We start from the raw sequence: 17030 nt of genomic DNA on the forward strand, positions 1-17030 counted from the left end.
ACCACCCGCCTCCCATGATGACACTGGCCCAAGCTTTGGACTGGATAAGGCAATGGCAACCGCAAGCACGCTTAGTAGGCGAGGCGGGCCGCTCCATTGCGCGCGTGCATACCGATAGCCGCAGTTTGCAGCTGGGCGATTTGTTTGTGGCCCTCAAAGGCGAGCGCTTTGATGCCCATGATTTTCTGGCCCAAGCACGCGCCGTGGGGGCCACAGCCGCCATAGCCCATAGCGGTTTGGCCGAAGTGGGCCTGCCCGGCATCGAGGTGCCCGACACCCTGAGCGCCTTGGGGGCTTTGGCCGCTGGTTGGCGCAGTCAGTTTGCCCTGCCACTGGTAGCCGTGACGGGCAGCAATGGCAAAACCACCGTCACGCAAATGCTGGCGGCCATTTTGCGCGCCCATGCTGGCGAAGCGGCGTTTTTTACCCAAGGCAACCTCAATAACGCCATCGGTGTGCCGCAAACGCTGCTGCGCCTGAATGCCACACACCGCATCGGCGTGGTGGAGCTGGGCATGAACCACCCCGGCGAGATTGCCGTGCTGGCGCGCATCGCCCAAGCTACGGTGGCGCTGGTCAACAACGCCCAGCGCGAACACCTTGAATTTATGGGCACCGTGCAAGCCGTGGCCGAAGAAAACGGCTCCGTGCTGGCTGCCTTGCCCGCCGACGGCGTGGCCGTGTTTCCGGCTGATGAACCCTATACCGCTTTGTGGCAAGGTTTGGCCGGGGCGCGCCGCTGCCTCACTTTTGGCGCTACTGGCGCTGATGTGCAAGCCATTGCCGCCGACTGGCAGGCGGGCGCTTGGCAAGTACGCATCAATACCCCGCAAGGGCATTTCGATACGGCCCTGCACATTGCAGGCCGCCACAATGTACGCAACGCCTTGGCCGCCACCGCCTGCGCGCTGGCCGCTGGGCTGCCCTTGACTGCCATTGCCCAAGGCTTGGGCGATTTTGTGCCCGTCAAGGGGCGCTCACGCGCCTTGGCGCTCAATGTAGCTGGACGCAATTTAACACTGGTGGACGACAGCTACAACGCCAACCCCGATTCGGTGCGCGCAGCCATCGACGTATTAGCCGATTTACCCGGCCCGCGCCTGCTGGTGTTGGGCGATATGGGCGAGGTGGGCGACCAAGGCCCACAGTTTCACGCCGAAGCTGGGGCCTATGCCCAAGCGCGTGGCATCGAACAACTGCTGGCACTGGGCCAGCAAAGCACGCACGCCGTGGCCGCTTTTGGCACCGGCGCGCAGCATTTTGACAACATGGCGCAACTGCAAACGGCAGTGCGCGCAGCCCTGCCCGACGTGGGCAGTATGCTGATTAAAGGGTCTCGCTTCATGAAGATGGAACAGGTGCTAGAGCTTACGGCCACCACGGGGGCTGCATGTTGATTTGGTTGGCGCAGTGGTTGCAGGGTTTATCGCCCGAGTTTGGTTTTTTTCGGGTGTTTCAGTATTTAACTTTTCGCGCCGTCATGGCGGCCCTGACGGCCCTGCTCATCGGCTTGGTGGCGGGGCCAGCGGTGATTCGCCGCCTGACCTCGTTAAAAATTGGCCAGCCGATTCGCACCAACGGCATGGAAACCCACCATGTCAAGAGCGGCACGCCCACGATGGGCGGTGTGCTAATTTTGATGTCGATTGCGGTTTCTACCCTGCTGTGGTTTGACTGGGCCAATCGCTTTGTTTGGATTGTGCTGATTGTCACGCTGGGCTTTGGGGCCATTGGTTGGGCCGACGATTGGCGCAAAGTGGTCAACAAAGACCCGGAGGGGATGCCCTCGCGCGAGAAATACATGTGGCAATCCCTCATCGGCCTGCTGGCAGCGCTGTATTTGGTGTTTAGCATTTCCGAGAGCAACAACTACCGCGTGTTGGAGCTGTTTACCTCGTGGGTGCGCTCGGGCTTTGATGTCAACTTGCCCGCGCAGGCCGGGCTGCTGTTGCCCTTCTTTAAGGAAGTGAGCTACCCGCTGGGCGTGCTGGGCTTTGTCATCATGACCTATCTGGTGATTGTCGGGGCCAGCAATGCCGTCAACCTGACGGATGGTCTGGACGGCTTGGCCATCATGCCGGTGGTGATGGTCGGCTCGGCTTTGGGCGTGTTTGCCTACGTCACGGGCAATGCCTTTTATGCCAAATACCTGTTTTTGCCCCACATTGCGGGTTCTGGCGAGTTACTGATTTTTTGCGCCGCGATGGCTGGGGCCGGTTTGGCCTTTTTGTGGTTTAACACCCACCCGGCGCAGGTGTTTATGGGCGATGTAGGCGCGCTGGCGCTGGGTGGCGCGCTGGGCACCATCGCCGTGATTGTGCGCCAAGAGATTGTGCTGGCCATCATGGGCGGTATTTTTGTGGTCGAGGCGCTGTCCGTCATGGCCCAAGTCATGTGGTTCAAGTTCACCAAAAAGCGCTACGGCCAAGGCCGCCGCCTGCTCAAAATGGCCCCGCTGCACCACCATTTTGAAAAGAGCGGCTGGAAAGAAACCCAAGTGGTAGTGCGCTTTTGGATTGTCACCATGCTGCTGTGCTTGGTCGGTCTGTCCACCCTCAAACTGCGGTAAACACCATGTCTTTGCACGAGCAGCATATTCTGATTTTGGGCCTAGGGGCCTCTGGGCTGGCGATGGCGCGCTGGTGCGCGCGTGCGGGGGCCAAAGTCACGGTGGCCGATACGCGCGCCCAACCGCCCCAGTTAGAAGCCTTGCAGGCCGAATGGCCGCAAGTCAAGTTTGTGGCCGGGCCATTCGGTGCCCATTTGCTTGAAGGGCAGCAGCCGGTGCAGGCGGTGTACCGCTCGCCGGGCCTCAGCCCCGATGCCGTCGCCCCCGTGTTGGTAGCGGCCAGCGCCAGCAGCATCCGCATCGGCGGCGAACTGTGCTTGTTCTTTGCCGCTTTGCAAGATTTACGCGCCAGCCAAGCCTATGCCCCGGCAGTGCTGGCCATTACAGGCACCAATGGCAAAACCACTGTCACCTCCCTGACCGGGCAATTGGTCGAGCGCGCCGGTAAAAGCGTGGCCGTGGCGGGCAACATTGGCCCGACGCTGCTCGATACCTTGGCCACACGGCTCCAAGCCAACGCCTTGCCCGAAGTGTGGGTGCTAGAGCTGTCCAGCTTCCAATTAGACAGCGCCAGCGGCTTTGAGCCTACGGCAGCAGCGGTACTCAACGTGACGCAAGACCATTTAGACTGGCATGGCAGCATGGCAGCCTATGCCCAAGCCAAGGCACGCATTTTTGGGGCCAAAGCGCTCATGGTACTCAACCGCGAAGATGCTGCCGTGATGGCGATGCTGCCTGCGCCGGTGCCGGTCAAACTGCAAAAACCACAGCAGCGCGCGCATATCACCTTTGGCGGCGATTTACCGCGCCGCCCCGGCGACTTTGGCATTGAAACCGTGGGCGGCATGGCTTGGCTGGTGCGTGCCATGCCTGCCGACGAAACCCGCCAGCGCAGCCGCAACCCCGAAGCTGAAGAGCTGCACATCCAACGCTTAATGCCAGCCGATGCCTTGCGTATCCGTGGCCGCCACAACGCCATCAACGCCTTGGCGGCCTTGGCCTTGGCCCAATCGGCTGGCTGTGGCTTGGCCGCCATGCTGTACGGCCTGCGCGAATACCAAGGCGAGCCACACCGGGTAGAGTCCATCGGCATCGTCAATGGCATTGAATACTTTGACGATAGCAAAGGCACCAACGTCGGCGCCACCGTGGCCGCTTTAGCTGGCTTGGGGGCCGACCGGCAGCTGGTGGTCATTTTGGGCGGCGATGGCAAAGGGCAAGATTTTTCTCCGCTGGCCGTGCCGGTGGCGCGCCATGCGCGTGCCGTGGTGCTGATAGGCCGCGATGCCCCACAAATCACTGCCGCCCTGCAAGACACCGGCGTACCCTTGTTGCAAGCCGCCAGCCTGCCCCAAGCGGTGCAATGGGCCAGCCAGCAAGCCCGTGCAGGTGATGCGGTACTGATGTCGCCCGCCTGTGCCAGTCTGGACATGTTCTCCAACTACGCGCACCGCGCCCAAGTGTTCTGCACCGCAGTGCAAACCCTGGCCGATGAGGCCGGTCAAAGTTTGCTAGGGAGCCTGTAATGGCAGAGCAAGAGCGCGCCGGAATGCGCCAGCGGGTGCGTGGCTGGTTCAACCCGATGCAAGCGGCTGGGGTCGATGGCCTGCCGGTACGCATCGGTGGCATGGAATACCGCCAAACCTCGGCCACACCCGCCAGCGTGTTGGGCTTTGACCAAGCCCTGCTGTGGGTGGTGGTGGCGCTGCTCACTTGGGGGCTGGTGATGGTCTATTCGGCCTCTATCGCCCTGCCCGACAACCCGCGCTTTGGCAAAATTGCCCCCACCCATTTCTTGGTGCGCCATGTGTTTGCCTTGGGCGTAGGCTTTGTGGCCGCCATCATGGCTTTTCAAATCCCCATGAAGGCCTGGGAGCGCCATGCGCGCAGCTTGTTTTTACTCTCGCTGTTTACCCTGGTGCTGGTGCTTGTACCGGGCATCGGCACGGTCGTGAATGGGGCGCGGCGTTGGTTATCACTCGGGGTAATGAACTTTCAGCCCTCTGAGCTGGCCAAGTTGGCCGTGGTGATTTACGCCGCTGATTACATGGTACGCAAAATGGAAGTCAAAGAGCGCTTCTTCCGTGCCGTGCTACCGATGGGCGCTGCCGTGGCGGTGGTGGGGGCCTTGTTGCTGGCCGAGCCAGACATGGGGGCCTTCATGGTGATTGCCGTGATTGCAATGGGCATCTTGTTTTTGGGCGGTGTCAATGCGCGCATGTTCTTTTTGATTGCCCTCATCTTGGTGCTGGCCTTTGCGGCGATGGTGTGGTTTTCTGACTGGCGACGCGAGCGCATTTTTGCCTACCTAGACCCGTGGAGCGAAAAACACGCCCTCGGCAAGGGCTACCAGCTTTCACACTCACTGATTGCGATTGGCCGGGGCGAGATTTTTGGTGTCGGACTGGGTGGCAGCGTCGAAAAACTGCACTGGCTGCCCGAAGCACATACCGACTTCTTGCTGGCCGTGATTGGCGAAGAATTCGGCCTGATTGGTGTGCTGCTCTTGATTGGCATGTTCTTTTGGCTCACGCGGCGCATCATGCACATTGGCCGCCAAGCCATCGCGCTGGATAGGGTATTTGCCGGATTGGTGGCCCAAGGCGTGGCCATGTGGATGGGTTTTCAGGCGTTTATCAACATGGGCGTGAACTTGGGCGCTTTGCCCACTAAGGGCCTGACCTTGCCTTTGATGAGCTTTGGCGGTTCGGCCATTTTGATGAACTTGGTCGCGCTGGCGGTGGTGTTCCGGGTGGATTATGAGAATAAATTATTAATGCGCGGAGGCCACGCATGAGCCAAAAAATCGCCCTCATCATGGCCGGGGGCACCGGCGGGCATATTTTTCCGGGCTTGGCCGTGGCCCACGCCCTGCGCGAACGCGGTTGGCAGGTACATTGGCTGGGCGCACCCGCCAGCATGGAGGCGCGCTTGGTGCCGCCGCAAGGCTTTGCCCTCGAAACTATTGATTTCTCAGGCGTGCGCGGCAAGGGGATTAAAACGCTGGCCCTGTTGCCTTGGCGTTTGCTCAAAGCCTTGGCGCAAGCCTTGGCCGTGGTGCGCCGGGTGCAACCCGATGTAGTGGTCGGCTTGGGTGGCTATATCAGCTTTCCGGGGGGCATAGCGGCCCGACTGGCGGGCAAGCCCTTGGTGCTGCACGAGCAAAACTCGGTGCCCGGCATGGCCAATAAACTGCTGGCGCACATGGCAGCGCAGGTATTTACGGCCTTTCCCAAGGTATTTGCCCAAGGGCATTGGGTCGGCAACCCCTTGCGCGTCGCTTTTTTACAACAACCCGAACCAGCACAACGCTTTGCCGGTCGCAGTGGCCGCCTGCGCCTATTGGTCGTGGGGGGCAGCTTGGGGGCCAAGGCGCTCAATGAGGTGGTGCCGCAAGCCTTGGCCTTGTTGCCACAGGGGCAACGCCCCATCGTGACGCACCAAAGCGGCACGGCGCAAATAGAAGCCTTGCAGCAAAACTACGCTGCCGCTGGGGTGCAAGCCACCCTCACCCCGTTTATTGACGACACCGCCCAAGCCTTTGCCGATGCCGACATCATTGTGTGCCGCGCCGGGGCCAGCACCGTGACCGAAATCGCCGCCATTGGCGCTGCCGCCATTTTTGTGCCCTTCCCTGCCGCTGTCGATGACCACCAAACCGCCAATGCGCGCTTTTTGGTCGATGCTGGGGCTGCTTGGCTGCTGCCACAGCCCGAGTTGTCAGCCCAAACGCTGGCCAAAATGTTACAAACCCTAGACCGCCCTGCACTGTTGCAGCGCGCCATTCAAGCTAAAAAAATGCAAAAAACAGAAGCCACATTGATGGTGGTCAGTGCGTGCGAGGCGCTACTGGCATGAAACACGCCGTTCAACACATCCATTTTGTCGGTATTGGCGGCTCGGGCATGAGCGGCATTGCCGAAGTGCTGCACAACCTAGGCTATACCATCTCTGGCTCGGATTTGGCCGATAGCGCCACCCTGCGCCGCTTGCAAGGGCTGGGCATCACTACCCATTTGGGCCACGAGGCCGCCCATATCGCCGGGGCCGATGCCGTCGTCACCTCTACCGCCGTGCAGGCCGATAACCCCGAAGTGCAGGCCGCGCGCGAGAAAAAAATCCCCGTCGTGCCACGCGCCCTGATGCTGGCCGAGCTGATGCGCCTCAAACGCGGCATTGCCATTGCTGGCGCACACGGCAAAACCACCACCACCAGCTTGGTCACCAGCGTACTGGCCGAGGGCGGCCTGGACCCCACCTTTGTAATTGGTGGCCGCCTCAACAGCGCCGGGGCCAATGCCAAGCTGGGCAGTGGTGAATACATTGTGGTCGAGGCCGACGAGTCCGATGCCTCCTTCCTGAACCTGCTGCCGGTGATGGCCGTGGTCACCAATATCGATGCCGACCACATGGAAACCTACGGCCACGATTTTGGCCGTTTGAAGAAGGCTTTTGTCGATTTTCTGCACCGGATGCCGTTTTACGGTACCGCCATTTTGTGCATCGACAGCCCAGCAGTGCGCGACATCCTGCCCGAAGTCACCTGCCCCATCACCAGCTATGGCTTGGCCGAAGATGCCCAAGTGCGCGCCGTGAATCTGCGCGCCGAGGCCGGACAAATGCGCTTTACCGTACAACGGCGCAACGGCGTGACCCTGCCCGATTTGGAAGTGGTACTCAATTTGGCCGGTGAACACAACGTCCTGAACGCTTTGGCCGCCATTGCCATCGCGGTCGAATTGAACATCCCCGACGAGGCCGTGCTGCGCGCGCTGGCCGGGTTTACCGGGGTCGGGCGGCGCTTCCAACACTACGGCGATTGGCCCGCACCCGCTGGCGGGGGCCATTTCACTTTGATTGACGACTACGGCCACCATCCGGTCGAAATGGCCGCCACCTTGGCCGCTGCACGCGGGGCCTTTCCGGGGCGGCGCTTGGTGCTGGCCTTCCAACCGCACCGCTACACGCGCACCCGCGATTGTTTTGAAGATTTCGTCAAAGTGCTGGGCAACGCCGACGCGGTGCTACTGACCGAAGTCTATGCGGCTGGCGAAGCCCCCTTGGTAGCCGCCGATGGCCGGGCCTTGGCGCGCGCGCTGCGTGTCGCTGGGCGGGTCGAGCCAGTATTTATCGACAATATCGCCGATTTGCCCCACAGCATCATCGCCCAAGCGCACGCCGGTGATGTGGTGCTGTGCATGGGTGCAGGCTCGATTGGAGCCGTGCCGGGCAAGGTGGTCGATGTATTCAAACAACAACCGTCGGAGTAAAGGCGTCAATTACCCCATCCTGAAGGATGGAGCTTGAAGCCGAAAGGATACAAGCCAGGTTGACCAGGGAAAGCGGTAGCCAACCCGCTACGTTGACAACAGGTCGTTGAGACGCACCAGCAAATGCTTCCTCAGTTTGCTGCTCTGCAAGGTTTTAATCATGCTGGACCAAGGTAAAAGCCCGAAGCTTGAAACCGCAGCTTGTAAAAGCTGGAGCCGGTTGCCAACATTCCCGAGGGGAGCGACATCGCAAGGTGTCCCTCACTAAGCCCGTAAGGGCTGACTAGCTGGAAAGACAGCCGTTTTTTTGGAGAGATGGAGAGATACGTGGCAGTTTTTGTGTTGGATTCCCAAGGTAAGGCATTGATGCCCTGCACCGAAAAGCGCGCCCGGCTGCTGCTGGCGCGTGGCCGGGCGCGGGTGCATCGCTTGGTACCGATGGTGATTCGACTTACAGACCGTGCAGCCGATACCTGCGTGCTTCAGCCACTGCGTTTGAAGCTGGACCCCGGCAGCAAAACCACCGGCTTGGCCTTGGTGCGCGATGCCCAAGTTATTGACGCACAGTCCGGCGAAGTGCAAACCGCTGCTGTGGTGCTGAACCTGATGGAGTTAATCCATCGCGGTAAGCAAATTTCCGAAGCCTTAACCGCTCGCCGCCAGATGCGCCGTCGGCGCAGAAACCAGTTGCGCCACCGTGCGCCGCGTTTTCTTAATCGCGGTAATAAAAAGTCCGGCTGGTTGGCCCCCTCACTACAACATCGCGTGGATACCTGCATGGCGTGGGTGCGACGGATTCAGCGCTGGGCACCTATCAGCGCTATTAGTAGCGAGCTGGTGTGCTTTGATACGCAAGCCTTGCAAAATCCGGAAATCTCGGGAATCGAGTACCAACAAGGCACCTTATTCGGCTATGAACTGCGCGAGTACCTACTGGAAAAATGGCACCGCCAGTGCGCCTACTGCGATGCCCAAAATGTACCGTTGCAAGTGGAACATATCCACCCTAAAGCCCGAGGCGGCAGCAATCGGGCTTCTAATCTCACGCTGGCTTGCCAGTGCATGGTTTTGGCACTGGCGACATGGTGCGCGCGGAGGTACCTTCGGGCCTCAAGGCTGGCATCTACATCGGTCGTGTGGCCGTGCGGGCCAGTGGCTCTTTCAACATCCAAAGCTACCAAGACGGACAATCCGTCGTGGTGCAAGGTATCGGCCACAAGCATTGTCGCGTCATTCAGCGCGCTGATGGCTATGGCTATTTCTTCAACCGGGCCAACAACACAAGACGTGAACCGGCAAGGCCCCAAGCCAGGAACGCTGCGCGTTCCGCGCTCTGCCTCCCCGGCATGAATGCCGAGGTTTCACGCGCACACTGATGAGCCTTCTGGATAACATAGATGCAGCAGCCTTGGGCAAAGTCGCCGTGTTGATGGGCGGCAACTCCGCCGAGCGCGATGTCTCGCTCATGTCGGGCAGTGGCGTGTTACAGGCACTGCGCGCACGCGGTGTCGATGCCCACCTGTTTGACCCAGCTTATAACGACTTGGGCGATTTAAAACGCCACGGTTACCAACGCTGCTTTATCGCTCTGCATGGCCGCCACGGCGAAGATGGCACCGTGCAAGGCGCGCTAGAGCTGCTCGGCATCCCCTACACCGGCTCGGGCGTGCTGGCTTCCAGCATCGCGATGGACAAAATCATGACCAAACGCCTGTGGCGTGCCGAGGGCCTGCCCACCCCCGATTGGCGTTTGGTCGCCAGTGCCACCGAAACCGAACAAGCCCTGCAAGCCTTGGGCGCGCCCATGATTGTCAAACCGGCGCGCGAAGGCTCCACCATCGGCCTGACCAAAGTCACCGATGCCAGCCAATGCGCCCAAGCCTATGCACTGGCCGCGCGCTACGACCCCGAAGTGCTGTGCGAGCAATTTATTGACGGTGACGAGACCACCTGCCCGATTTTGGGCGAAGCGGCCAGCGCCCAAGCCCTGCCCGTGATTCGCATTGAAGCCCCCCAAGGCAACTACGACTACGAGCACAAATACTTCACCGACGACACCCAATACCACTGCCCCAGTGGCCTGCCCGAAGCCGAAGAACAAGCCATCCAAACCTTGGTAGTGCAAGCCTTTCGCAGCGTGGGTTGCCGGGGCTGGGCGCGCGCCGACATCATGATTCGTGCCTCTGACCGCCAGCCGTTTTTGCTAGAAATCAACACCTCACCCGGCATGACTGGGCATTCTTTGGTGCCCATGTCGGCGCGCGCTGCCGGTATCAGCTACGAAGACCTGTGCCTGCACCTGCTGGCCCAAGCCAGCTTAGATACCCCACTGCCTGCACAGCAGCCTGCACAGCCAGCCACAGCACAGCCCGGAGACATTGCATGACAGACACCCTGCCCGCACCGCTGGATGTCCGGCTCATGAACTTGGCCGCCTCGGTCTTGTTCTTGGGCTGTGTCGTGCTGGTGCTGGCAGCTGGGGCTTGGTGGGCACTGCGCCACCCCGCTTTTGCCATTGGGCGCATTGTGGTGCAGGGCGAGTTGGTACACAACAACGCCGTATCGTTGCGCGCCAACGTCGCGCCCCAGCTTACGGGCAATTTTTTCACCATCGACTTGACCGCTGCACGCCAATCCTTTGAGCAGGTGCCTTGGGTACGCACCGCCCAAATACGCCGCCAATACCCACGCACCTTGCAGGTGGTGTTGCAAGAACACCACGCCGTAGCGCATTGGGGCAGCGAGCCGGGCGATGAAATGCTCAACAACTACGGCGAGATTTTTGAAGCCAACGGCGACGAATCTGACCTAGAAGATTTGCCGCGCCTGCACGGCCCCCCAAGCCAATCGGCCCAAGTTTGGCAGATGTACCAGCGCTTACAAAACGTCCTCGGCTCCCCCATCAAAACCCTAGAACTGTCAGGGCGCGGTGGCTGGCGCGTGGGCCTACAAAGCGGTGCCATGCTGGAATTGGGCGGCGGCAGTGCAGCGGAGATAGAGCAACGCACCCAACACTTTGTCAACACGCTGGCACAGGTGACAGCACGCTATGGCCGCAAGCCCGACAGCCTAGAGTCGGCAGACCTGCGCCACAGTGGCGGCTATGCCGTGCGCTTGCGCGGTGTTACCACGGTGATTGCCCCTGCGGGCGCACCAACGCGCAAATAAAGCCCAGCAGGCAGCACAAGACAACAAAAGGCAAACACGGATATGGCAAAAGAATACAAAGATGTGGTGGTCGGGCTGGACATCGGTACCGCCAAGGTCATGGCGGTGGTGGCAGAAGTCTTGCCCAATGGGGCGCTCAAACTGGTGGGTTTGGGCGTAGCCCCCAGCAACGGCCTCAAGCGCGGGGTGGTAGTCAATATAGATGCCACGGTGCAAAGCATCCAACTGGCCCTCAAAGAGGCCGAACTGATGGCCGATTGCAAAATTCAGCGCGTTTATACCGGCATTACCGGCAGCCATATTCGCGGACTCAACTCCAGCGGTATGGTGGCCATCAAAGACAAAGAAGTCACTGCCGCCGACGTGGCGCGCGTGGTAGAAACCGCCAAAGCCATCAATATCTCTAGCGACCAGCGCCTGCTGCTGGTCGAGCCGCAAGAATTCGTCATTGACGGCCAAGATGTCAAAGAACCGATTGGCATGAGCGGCATCCGCCTAGAAGCCAAAATCCACATCGTGACCGGCGCACAAAGTGCCGCCGAAAACATCATCAAATGCGTGCGCCGCTGCGGCTTAGAAGTAGAGCAATTGCTGCTCAATCCACTGGTGTCAAGCCAAGCGGTACTCACCGATGATGAGCGCGAGTTGGGCGTGGCCGTGGTGGACATTGGCGCAGGCACCACCGATGTCGCTATTTTTACCGGCGGGGCCATTCGGCACACCGCCGTGATTCCGATTGCCGGTGATTTGATTACCAGCGATATTGCAATGGCGCTACGCACGCCCACCAAAGATGCCGAAGACATTAAGGTAGAAAGCGGCTATGCCAAACAACTGCTGGCCGACCCTGAAGCCCAAGTCGAAGTGCCCGGTTTGGGCGACCGGGGGCCACGGATGCTCAGCCGCCAAGTGCTGGCGGGTGTCGTCGAGCCACGGGTGGAAGAAATTTTCTCTTTAGTACAACAGGTGATTCGCGAATCGGGCTATGAAGAAGTGCTGTCTTCGGGTATCGTACTGACTGGCGGCAGCTCTGTGATGCCGGGCATGGTAGAGCTGGGCGAAGACATCTTTCTCAAACCGGTACGCCGGGGAGTTCCTAAGTATTCTGGCGCTTTGGCCGATATGGTGGCCCAACCGCGCGCTGCTACCGTCATGGGCTTACTAGAAGAAGCGCGCTTGGCACGAATGCGCGGCTTCAAAGTGGCCCAAAAAACCGGCACGGTACAGACCGTTTTTGGCCGGTTCAAAGAATTCATTGTCGGAAATTTTTGATCGTGATGCACGCGAGGTTTTACACTTCGCGGCAAAAAAACACGTTCTTTACCTTTTATTTACTTTTGCCAGCGCATACCATACAGGTTCAGGAGCACCAACTATATGCCAATTGAAATCATCGACGTGGAAGAATTCAACCAGGGCACACAAATCAAAGTCATTGGTGTCGGTGGCGGTGGCAGCAATGCGGTAGAACACATGATTGCACGAAATGTGCAAGGTGTCGAGTTTATTAGTGCCAACACCGATGCCCAAGCACTGACCCGCAGTTCTGCCCACCGCCAAATTCAGCTCGGCGCTACCGGTTTAGGGGCCGGCAGCAAACCCGAAAAAGGCCGCGAAGCCGCCGAAGCCGCCATCGACAACATCCGCGCAGCCATCCAAGGCGCGCACATGTTGTTTATTACCGCTGGTATGGGCGGTGGCACCGGCACCGGCGCGGCCCCCGTGATTGCCCGTGTCGCCAAAGAAATGGGCATCCTCACGGTGGGTGTGGTCACCAAGCCCTTCGATTGGGAGGGTGGCCGCCGCATGAAAAACGCCGACAGCGGCCTGTCTGAGCTAGAGTCGAATGTGGATTCGCTCATCGTGGTACTCAACGAAAAGCTGCTGGACGTGCTGGGCGATGAAGTCACCCAAGACGAAGCCTTTGCCCATGCCAATGATGTGCTGCGTAACGCCGTAGGCGGTATTGCAGAAATCATCAACGAGTATGGCCAAGTCAACGTGGACTTTGAAGACGTGCGTACCGTCATGGGCGAGCCGGGCAAGGCCATGATGGGCACCGCCACCGCCGCTGGCCCCGACCGCGCCCGCATTGCCGCCGAGCAAGCCATTGCCTGCCCGCTGCTAGAGGGCATTGACCTCTCGGGCGCTAAGGGCGTGCTGGTGCTGATTACCGCCAGCCGGGGCAGCCTCAAGCTGTCCGAATCGCGTCTGGCCATGAACACCATCAAAGCCTACGCCTCCGAAGATGCCCATGTCATTTTTGGTGCCGCCTACGACGAAACCTTGGGCGACTCTATCCGCGTCACCGTGGTGGCCACGGGCTTGTCGCGCCAAAACGCGCGCCGCCAAAACATCCAAGTGGTGCAAGGTGGCTTGCGTACCGGCACCGACAACGTAGCCTACCAAGTAGCTGGTTTGGGCGGCAGTAGCTCCACCAGCGGCACCGACTACCACGGCATGGCCGTGCCCAGCGTCTGGCGCAACAACCGCAACCAAGCCGCTGCCAAAGTCGATGCCCTCTCGTCGGGCGGCATGGACGATTTAGAAATCCCGGCCTTCTTGCGTAAGCAGGCCGACTGAAATCGCTTGGTCGGCCCAGCATTTTTGCTGCCCCCTAGCGACAAAGACGGCGGACTGCCTGCACGGCGGCCCGCCCTTTTTTATGGCCACGATAGCCAAAGTTTGCTGCGGCCCCTCTGTGCATAGCAGCTGGCAAAAACTAAAATCGAGCCATGCTCCAGCAACGTACCTTAAAAACGCTTACCCGCGCCGTCGGTGTCGGCCTACACAGTGGCCAACGGGTAGAACTCACCCTGCGCCCGGCCCAACCCAACACGGGCATTGTGTTTCGGCGCATTGATTTGCCCGAACCCATAGACATTCCCATTTCGGCCACGGCGGTCACGGATACGCGCATGGCCTCGACTATCTCTGCTGGTGCGGCCAAGGTGCATACGGTAGAGCATTTGATGTCGGCCTGCGCCGGTTTGGGCATTGACAACCTGTATATCGACATCACCGCCGAGGAGGTACCGATTTTGGATGGCTCCTCGGCCTCGTTTGTTTTTTTGTTACAAAGTGCTGGCATTGCGTTACAAAAAGTAGCCAAGCGCTTTATCCGCGTCAAACGCCCAGTGCAAGTAGCCCAAGGCGAAGGGGCGCAGGCCAAATGGGCCAAGCTAGAGCCTTATCATGGTTTTAAGCTGCGTTTTGAAATTGATTTTGCCCACCCGGCGGTAGATTCGACCGGCCAATGTGTAGAGTTTGATTTGGGCAGCGGCAATTACAGCCGCGATATTGCCCGCGCGCGCACCTTTGGTTTTACCAAAGACGTAGAAATGATGCGTGCCAACGGCTTGGCCTTGGGCGGTGGCCTAGACAACGCCATCGTCATGGACGATTACAAAGTGCTCAACGCCGACGGCCTGCGCTACGACGACGAGTTTGCCAAACACAAAATTTTGGATGCGATGGGCGATTTGTACCTGATTGGCCACCCGCTGCTGGCTGCGTACAGCGCCTTCCGCTCCGGCCATGCCCTCAATAACCTGTTACTACGCGAACTGCAAGCCCAGCCCGATGCCTGGGAATGGGCCAGTTTTGACAGCGAACGCCAAGCCCCCAAGGGCTTTGCCCAGCCCGCGCGGGCTTGGTAATTGCCCACGGCTTAACACAAGCTCAGGCGCGCTATGTTGTTGTTTCGCTGGCTGGTGATTTTACTGCTGATGGTGGCCGCCGTGTGCTTTGCCTTTTACATTGGCACTGGCCGGGCCTATTACAAGCGCTTGGGCTTTATCGTACTCAAGTGGACGACGATTGCCGCCACGCTGTTTTTTACCGTGCTGATTGCCGAACGGGTGTTTTAGACCGACTTCGCCGCTTTACCCAGCTTAAAGCGATTTTTGTCGCCACGCCAACAAGGCACCCAACCACAGCGCAGCGGCAGAAAACAGCAGCCCGCGTGCCAAGCCACCCGGCCCATCGGAAATCCAGCCCACCACCGTCGGCCCCAGGATTTGCCCCACGGCAAAAATAATCGTAAAACCGCTGATGCCGCTGGCCCATTGGGCTTGGGGCAAATTGTGGCGCACCAAGGCCGTAGTGGCCGCCACCACCGATAAAAACACCGCGCCAAACAGCACCCCCGACAGCACCAAAACCGGCAAAGCGCTGGTCAAGGCGGGTAGCAAAGTTGCAACCCCCAGCAAAGCATTGAGCCGCGCCAGCGGCTGGCCATCGCGGTGGCGGTCTAACAAGCCTGCCCACAGGCGCGACGAGGCCACCACCGCCAGCCCGAGCAAGCTATAAAAAAGGGTGATAGCGCCGTCCGAATTGCCCTGCGCGCGCAACAGTGCAATTACAAACGTCATGTAGCCGATATAGCCCACGCCAAACAAGCTATACCCCAGCAGCGCTGGAGCAAAGGCTCGCCAAGGCACTGCCGTAGCCACTACGTCGCTCGGGGTGTTCTGGGTGCTGGTGGTACTACTGGCGGCGCTGGCGCTAGGCGGCATGGCCGGGCCAGTTTCTATACCGTGGCGGTGCAAGGCGCGCAGCGCCAGCACCAACACCAGCGTGGCCGCGCCCGCCCAGCCAGCCAAAATCCACCATGCCCACATCCACGGATGGGCTTGTGGCCCCGCTAACTGCAACGCCGCAGGCACCGACAAAGCGCACAGCACAATCCCCCAACCAGCGCCGCCGTAATACAGCCCAAGCAATAAACCGCTGTGCCCCGGCCAGCGCAGGCTCAAGCGTGCCGCCAGTAAACCCCCGGCGGTAAAAATCCATGCGCTAAAAATACCTGCCAACAGGCGCTGGCCTAACAAAGCACCCGATGCCGTAAACAATCCACCCGCCACCATACAGACGCTGGCCACTGCCGTACTCCACAACAACAAAGGCCCCGGCCCGCAACGGCGCATTAAGGCGGGCGTACTCAAGGCCCCCAACAGGTAACCGATGGCGTTAAAGGTATTCATCAAACCGGCCAAGGAGTAGCTCCAGCCCAAATCCTCGCGCATGGGGGGCAACAGCAAGCCATAAGAAAACCGCGTAATGCCCAAGGCCACCACCGCCGCCAAGGACAACGCCAAAGCCAAGCCCAAACCACCGCTTTCTTGTGGCTGTACTGGTGCTACGGTATGGGGAGGAGCATGGGGCATGGCTGGGTGTTTGTCCAATGAAAAAGCCGTCCACCTGTACTAGGTTGGACGGCTTTGTTCTGGTTGTTGGTCGGTGTGAAAGGATTCGAACCTTCGACCCCTTGCACCCCATGCAAGTGCGCTACCAGGCTGCGCCACACACCGAAGACGCTTATTATATACCTGAAAACATAGCGCTTCTAAAGAAGGTGTCCAATTTTTTGCCAACTCAAGGGGAACGGTGCAAGCGCGGGGCCGCCAGCAGGGCGCGCTCTTCTTCTACCACCTTGTCTAATTGCTTTTGCGCTGGCGTGGCTGGCAAGGCTGCCAGCAGGGTTTGCAGCCGGGTTACATCGGCCACCGTGGGTGCCACTTTGATTTGGGCCACCGCCGCAGGCAATTGCCCTGATTTGACCAGCGTAAACACCTTGGTCGCCCATTCATTTTTTCCGCGTGCCATGCTTGTCTTTCTTTGTTGTGGTGCGCGTCCGGCACCCATGCCGGTAGCATAGGCTGCACTTTAACGCTTACGCTGATAAATCATGTCTGAGATTGAGAACCAAATTGTTGTCCCGCCTTCGTTCATCGCCCTGTACAGCGACGCGCATGGCCGCCTGCGTGAACGCCCAGCTTTGGTACGGGAGCGCTACGAACTGTGCGAAGACTTGGCCGGGCATCTGGTGGGGCAGGCGCAAACCTTGTACCAATTGCAGGTACCTTCAGAGTTTGAAGTGCTGCGCCGCATCCATGCTGGCTTGTGCGCTGCCGAGGCCAGCGTCTCGGTGGCCGAAGCCACTTGGATGGTGACGCGGCTGGCCGAGCTGCTGCAATGGCAATGCCCCGCGCTGACGGCGCAAGCGCCGTCCAACTAAGTGC

At 59.8% G+C, this 17030-nt stretch carries 15 protein-coding genes, 1 tRNA gene and 1 pseudogene; 14 read left to right on the top strand and 3 right to left on the bottom strand.

The annotated features are described in order from the left end of the window. The first annotated feature begins 14 nt into the window (after positions 1–14). The 13 genes and pseudogenes from murF to PHX60_RS04060 all read left to right on the top strand — a co-directional run bounded on the left by murF (position 15) and on the right by PHX60_RS04060 (position 14876). Positions 15–1397: a UDP-N-acetylmuramoyl-tripeptide--D-alanyl-D-alanine ligase gene (gene murF, locus PHX60_RS04000; RefSeq protein ID WP_300075252.1), complete on the top strand. Its 1383-nt coding sequence runs from the start codon at positions 15–17 to the stop codon at positions 1395–1397. Then, positions 1391–2569, top strand: a complete 1179-nt coding sequence (gene mraY / locus PHX60_RS04005; RefSeq protein WP_300075029.1) for a phospho-N-acetylmuramoyl-pentapeptide-transferase — start codon at positions 1391–1393, stop codon at positions 2567–2569. Before murF ends, mraY begins: the two co-directional genes overlap by 7 nt. A 5-nt stretch (positions 2570–2574) precedes the next feature. Beyond that, positions 2575–4095 carry a UDP-N-acetylmuramoyl-L-alanine--D-glutamate ligase gene (murD, locus tag PHX60_RS04010; RefSeq protein ID WP_300075032.1) on the top strand — a complete coding sequence of 507 codons (1521 nt, stop codon included), beginning with the start codon at positions 2575–2577 and terminating at the stop codon, positions 4093–4095. 23 nt (positions 4096–4118) lie between these two features. Further along, positions 4119–5366 (top strand): putative lipid II flippase FtsW, encoded by a 1248-nt coding sequence (ftsW, locus tag PHX60_RS04015; RefSeq protein WP_300075254.1) that lies wholly within the window; start codon positions 4119–4121, stop codon positions 5364–5366. After that, positions 5363–6427, top strand: coding sequence for an undecaprenyldiphospho-muramoylpentapeptide beta-N-acetylglucosaminyltransferase (gene murG / locus PHX60_RS04020; protein WP_300075035.1), 1065 nt, complete (start codon positions 5363–5365; stop codon positions 6425–6427). Before ftsW ends, murG begins: the two co-directional genes overlap by 4 nt. Further along, positions 6424–7839: a UDP-N-acetylmuramate--L-alanine ligase gene (murC, locus tag PHX60_RS04025; RefSeq protein ID WP_300075037.1), complete on the top strand. Its 1416-nt coding sequence runs from the start codon at positions 6424–6426 to the stop codon at positions 7837–7839. The genes murG and murC overlap by 4 nt, the downstream gene beginning before the upstream one ends. Positions 7840–8166: 327 nt before the next feature. Continuing rightward, a pseudogene (gene iscB, locus PHX60_RS04030) lies at positions 8167–9215 on the top strand (RNA-guided endonuclease IscB). Further along, positions 9215–10225: a D-alanine--D-alanine ligase gene (locus tag PHX60_RS04035; RefSeq protein ID WP_300075040.1), complete on the top strand. Its 1011-nt coding sequence runs from the start codon at positions 9215–9217 to the stop codon at positions 10223–10225. The pseudogene iscB and the gene PHX60_RS04035 overlap by 1 nt, the downstream one beginning before the upstream one ends. Beyond that, positions 10222–11007: a cell division protein FtsQ/DivIB gene (locus tag PHX60_RS04040; protein ID WP_300075043.1), complete on the top strand. Its 786-nt coding sequence runs from the start codon at positions 10222–10224 to the stop codon at positions 11005–11007. Before PHX60_RS04035 ends, PHX60_RS04040 begins: the two co-directional genes overlap by 4 nt. Positions 11008–11049: 42 nt before the next feature. Further along, complete coding sequence (gene ftsA, locus PHX60_RS04045; protein ID WP_300075046.1) at positions 11050–12279, top strand: cell division protein FtsA; 1230 nt, start codon at positions 11050–11052, stop codon at positions 12277–12279. Positions 12280–12384: 105 nt separating this feature from the next. Then, on the top strand, positions 12385–13590 hold the full coding sequence (gene ftsZ / locus PHX60_RS04050) for a cell division protein FtsZ (RefSeq protein ID WP_300075049.1): 1206 nt from the start codon (positions 12385–12387) through the stop codon (positions 13588–13590). Positions 13591–13742: 152 nt separating this feature from the next. Next, complete coding sequence (lpxC, locus tag PHX60_RS04055) at positions 13743–14666, top strand: UDP-3-O-acyl-N-acetylglucosamine deacetylase (RefSeq protein ID WP_300075052.1); 924 nt, start codon at positions 13743–13745, stop codon at positions 14664–14666. 33 nt (positions 14667–14699) lie between these two features. After that, positions 14700–14876: a hypothetical protein gene (locus tag PHX60_RS04060; RefSeq protein ID WP_300075054.1), complete on the top strand. Its 177-nt coding sequence runs from the start codon at positions 14700–14702 to the stop codon at positions 14874–14876. Positions 14877–14900: 24 nt separating this feature from the next. On the opposite strand, the gene PHX60_RS04065 is transcribed toward PHX60_RS04060, so the two are convergent. The 3 genes from PHX60_RS04065 to PHX60_RS04075 form a co-directional block, all read right to left on the bottom strand. After that, positions 14901–16175: a YbfB/YjiJ family MFS transporter gene (locus tag PHX60_RS04065; protein ID WP_300075057.1), complete on the bottom strand. Its 1275-nt coding sequence runs from the start codon at positions 16173–16175 to the stop codon at positions 14901–14903. A gap of 67 nt (positions 16176–16242) precedes the next feature. Further along, positions 16243–16319: transfer RNA gene (locus tag PHX60_RS04070), tRNA-Pro, on the bottom strand. 64 nt (positions 16320–16383) lie between these two features. Beyond that, a complete protein-coding gene (locus PHX60_RS04075) occupies positions 16384–16614 on the bottom strand; it encodes a hypothetical protein (RefSeq protein WP_300075060.1) in 231 nt (76 codons plus the stop codon). An 82-nt stretch (positions 16615–16696) separates the two neighbouring features. On the opposite strand from PHX60_RS04075, the gene PHX60_RS04080 reads away from it, so the two are divergent. Then, a complete protein-coding gene (locus PHX60_RS04080) occupies positions 16697–17026 on the top strand; it encodes a hypothetical protein (protein ID WP_300075063.1) in 330 nt (109 codons plus the stop codon). Positions 17027–17030: the final 4 nt, after the last annotated feature.

Source organism: Giesbergeria sp., assembly GCF_028686475.1.
Lineage (GTDB): Bacteria > Pseudomonadota > Gammaproteobacteria > Burkholderiales > Burkholderiaceae_C > Simplicispira.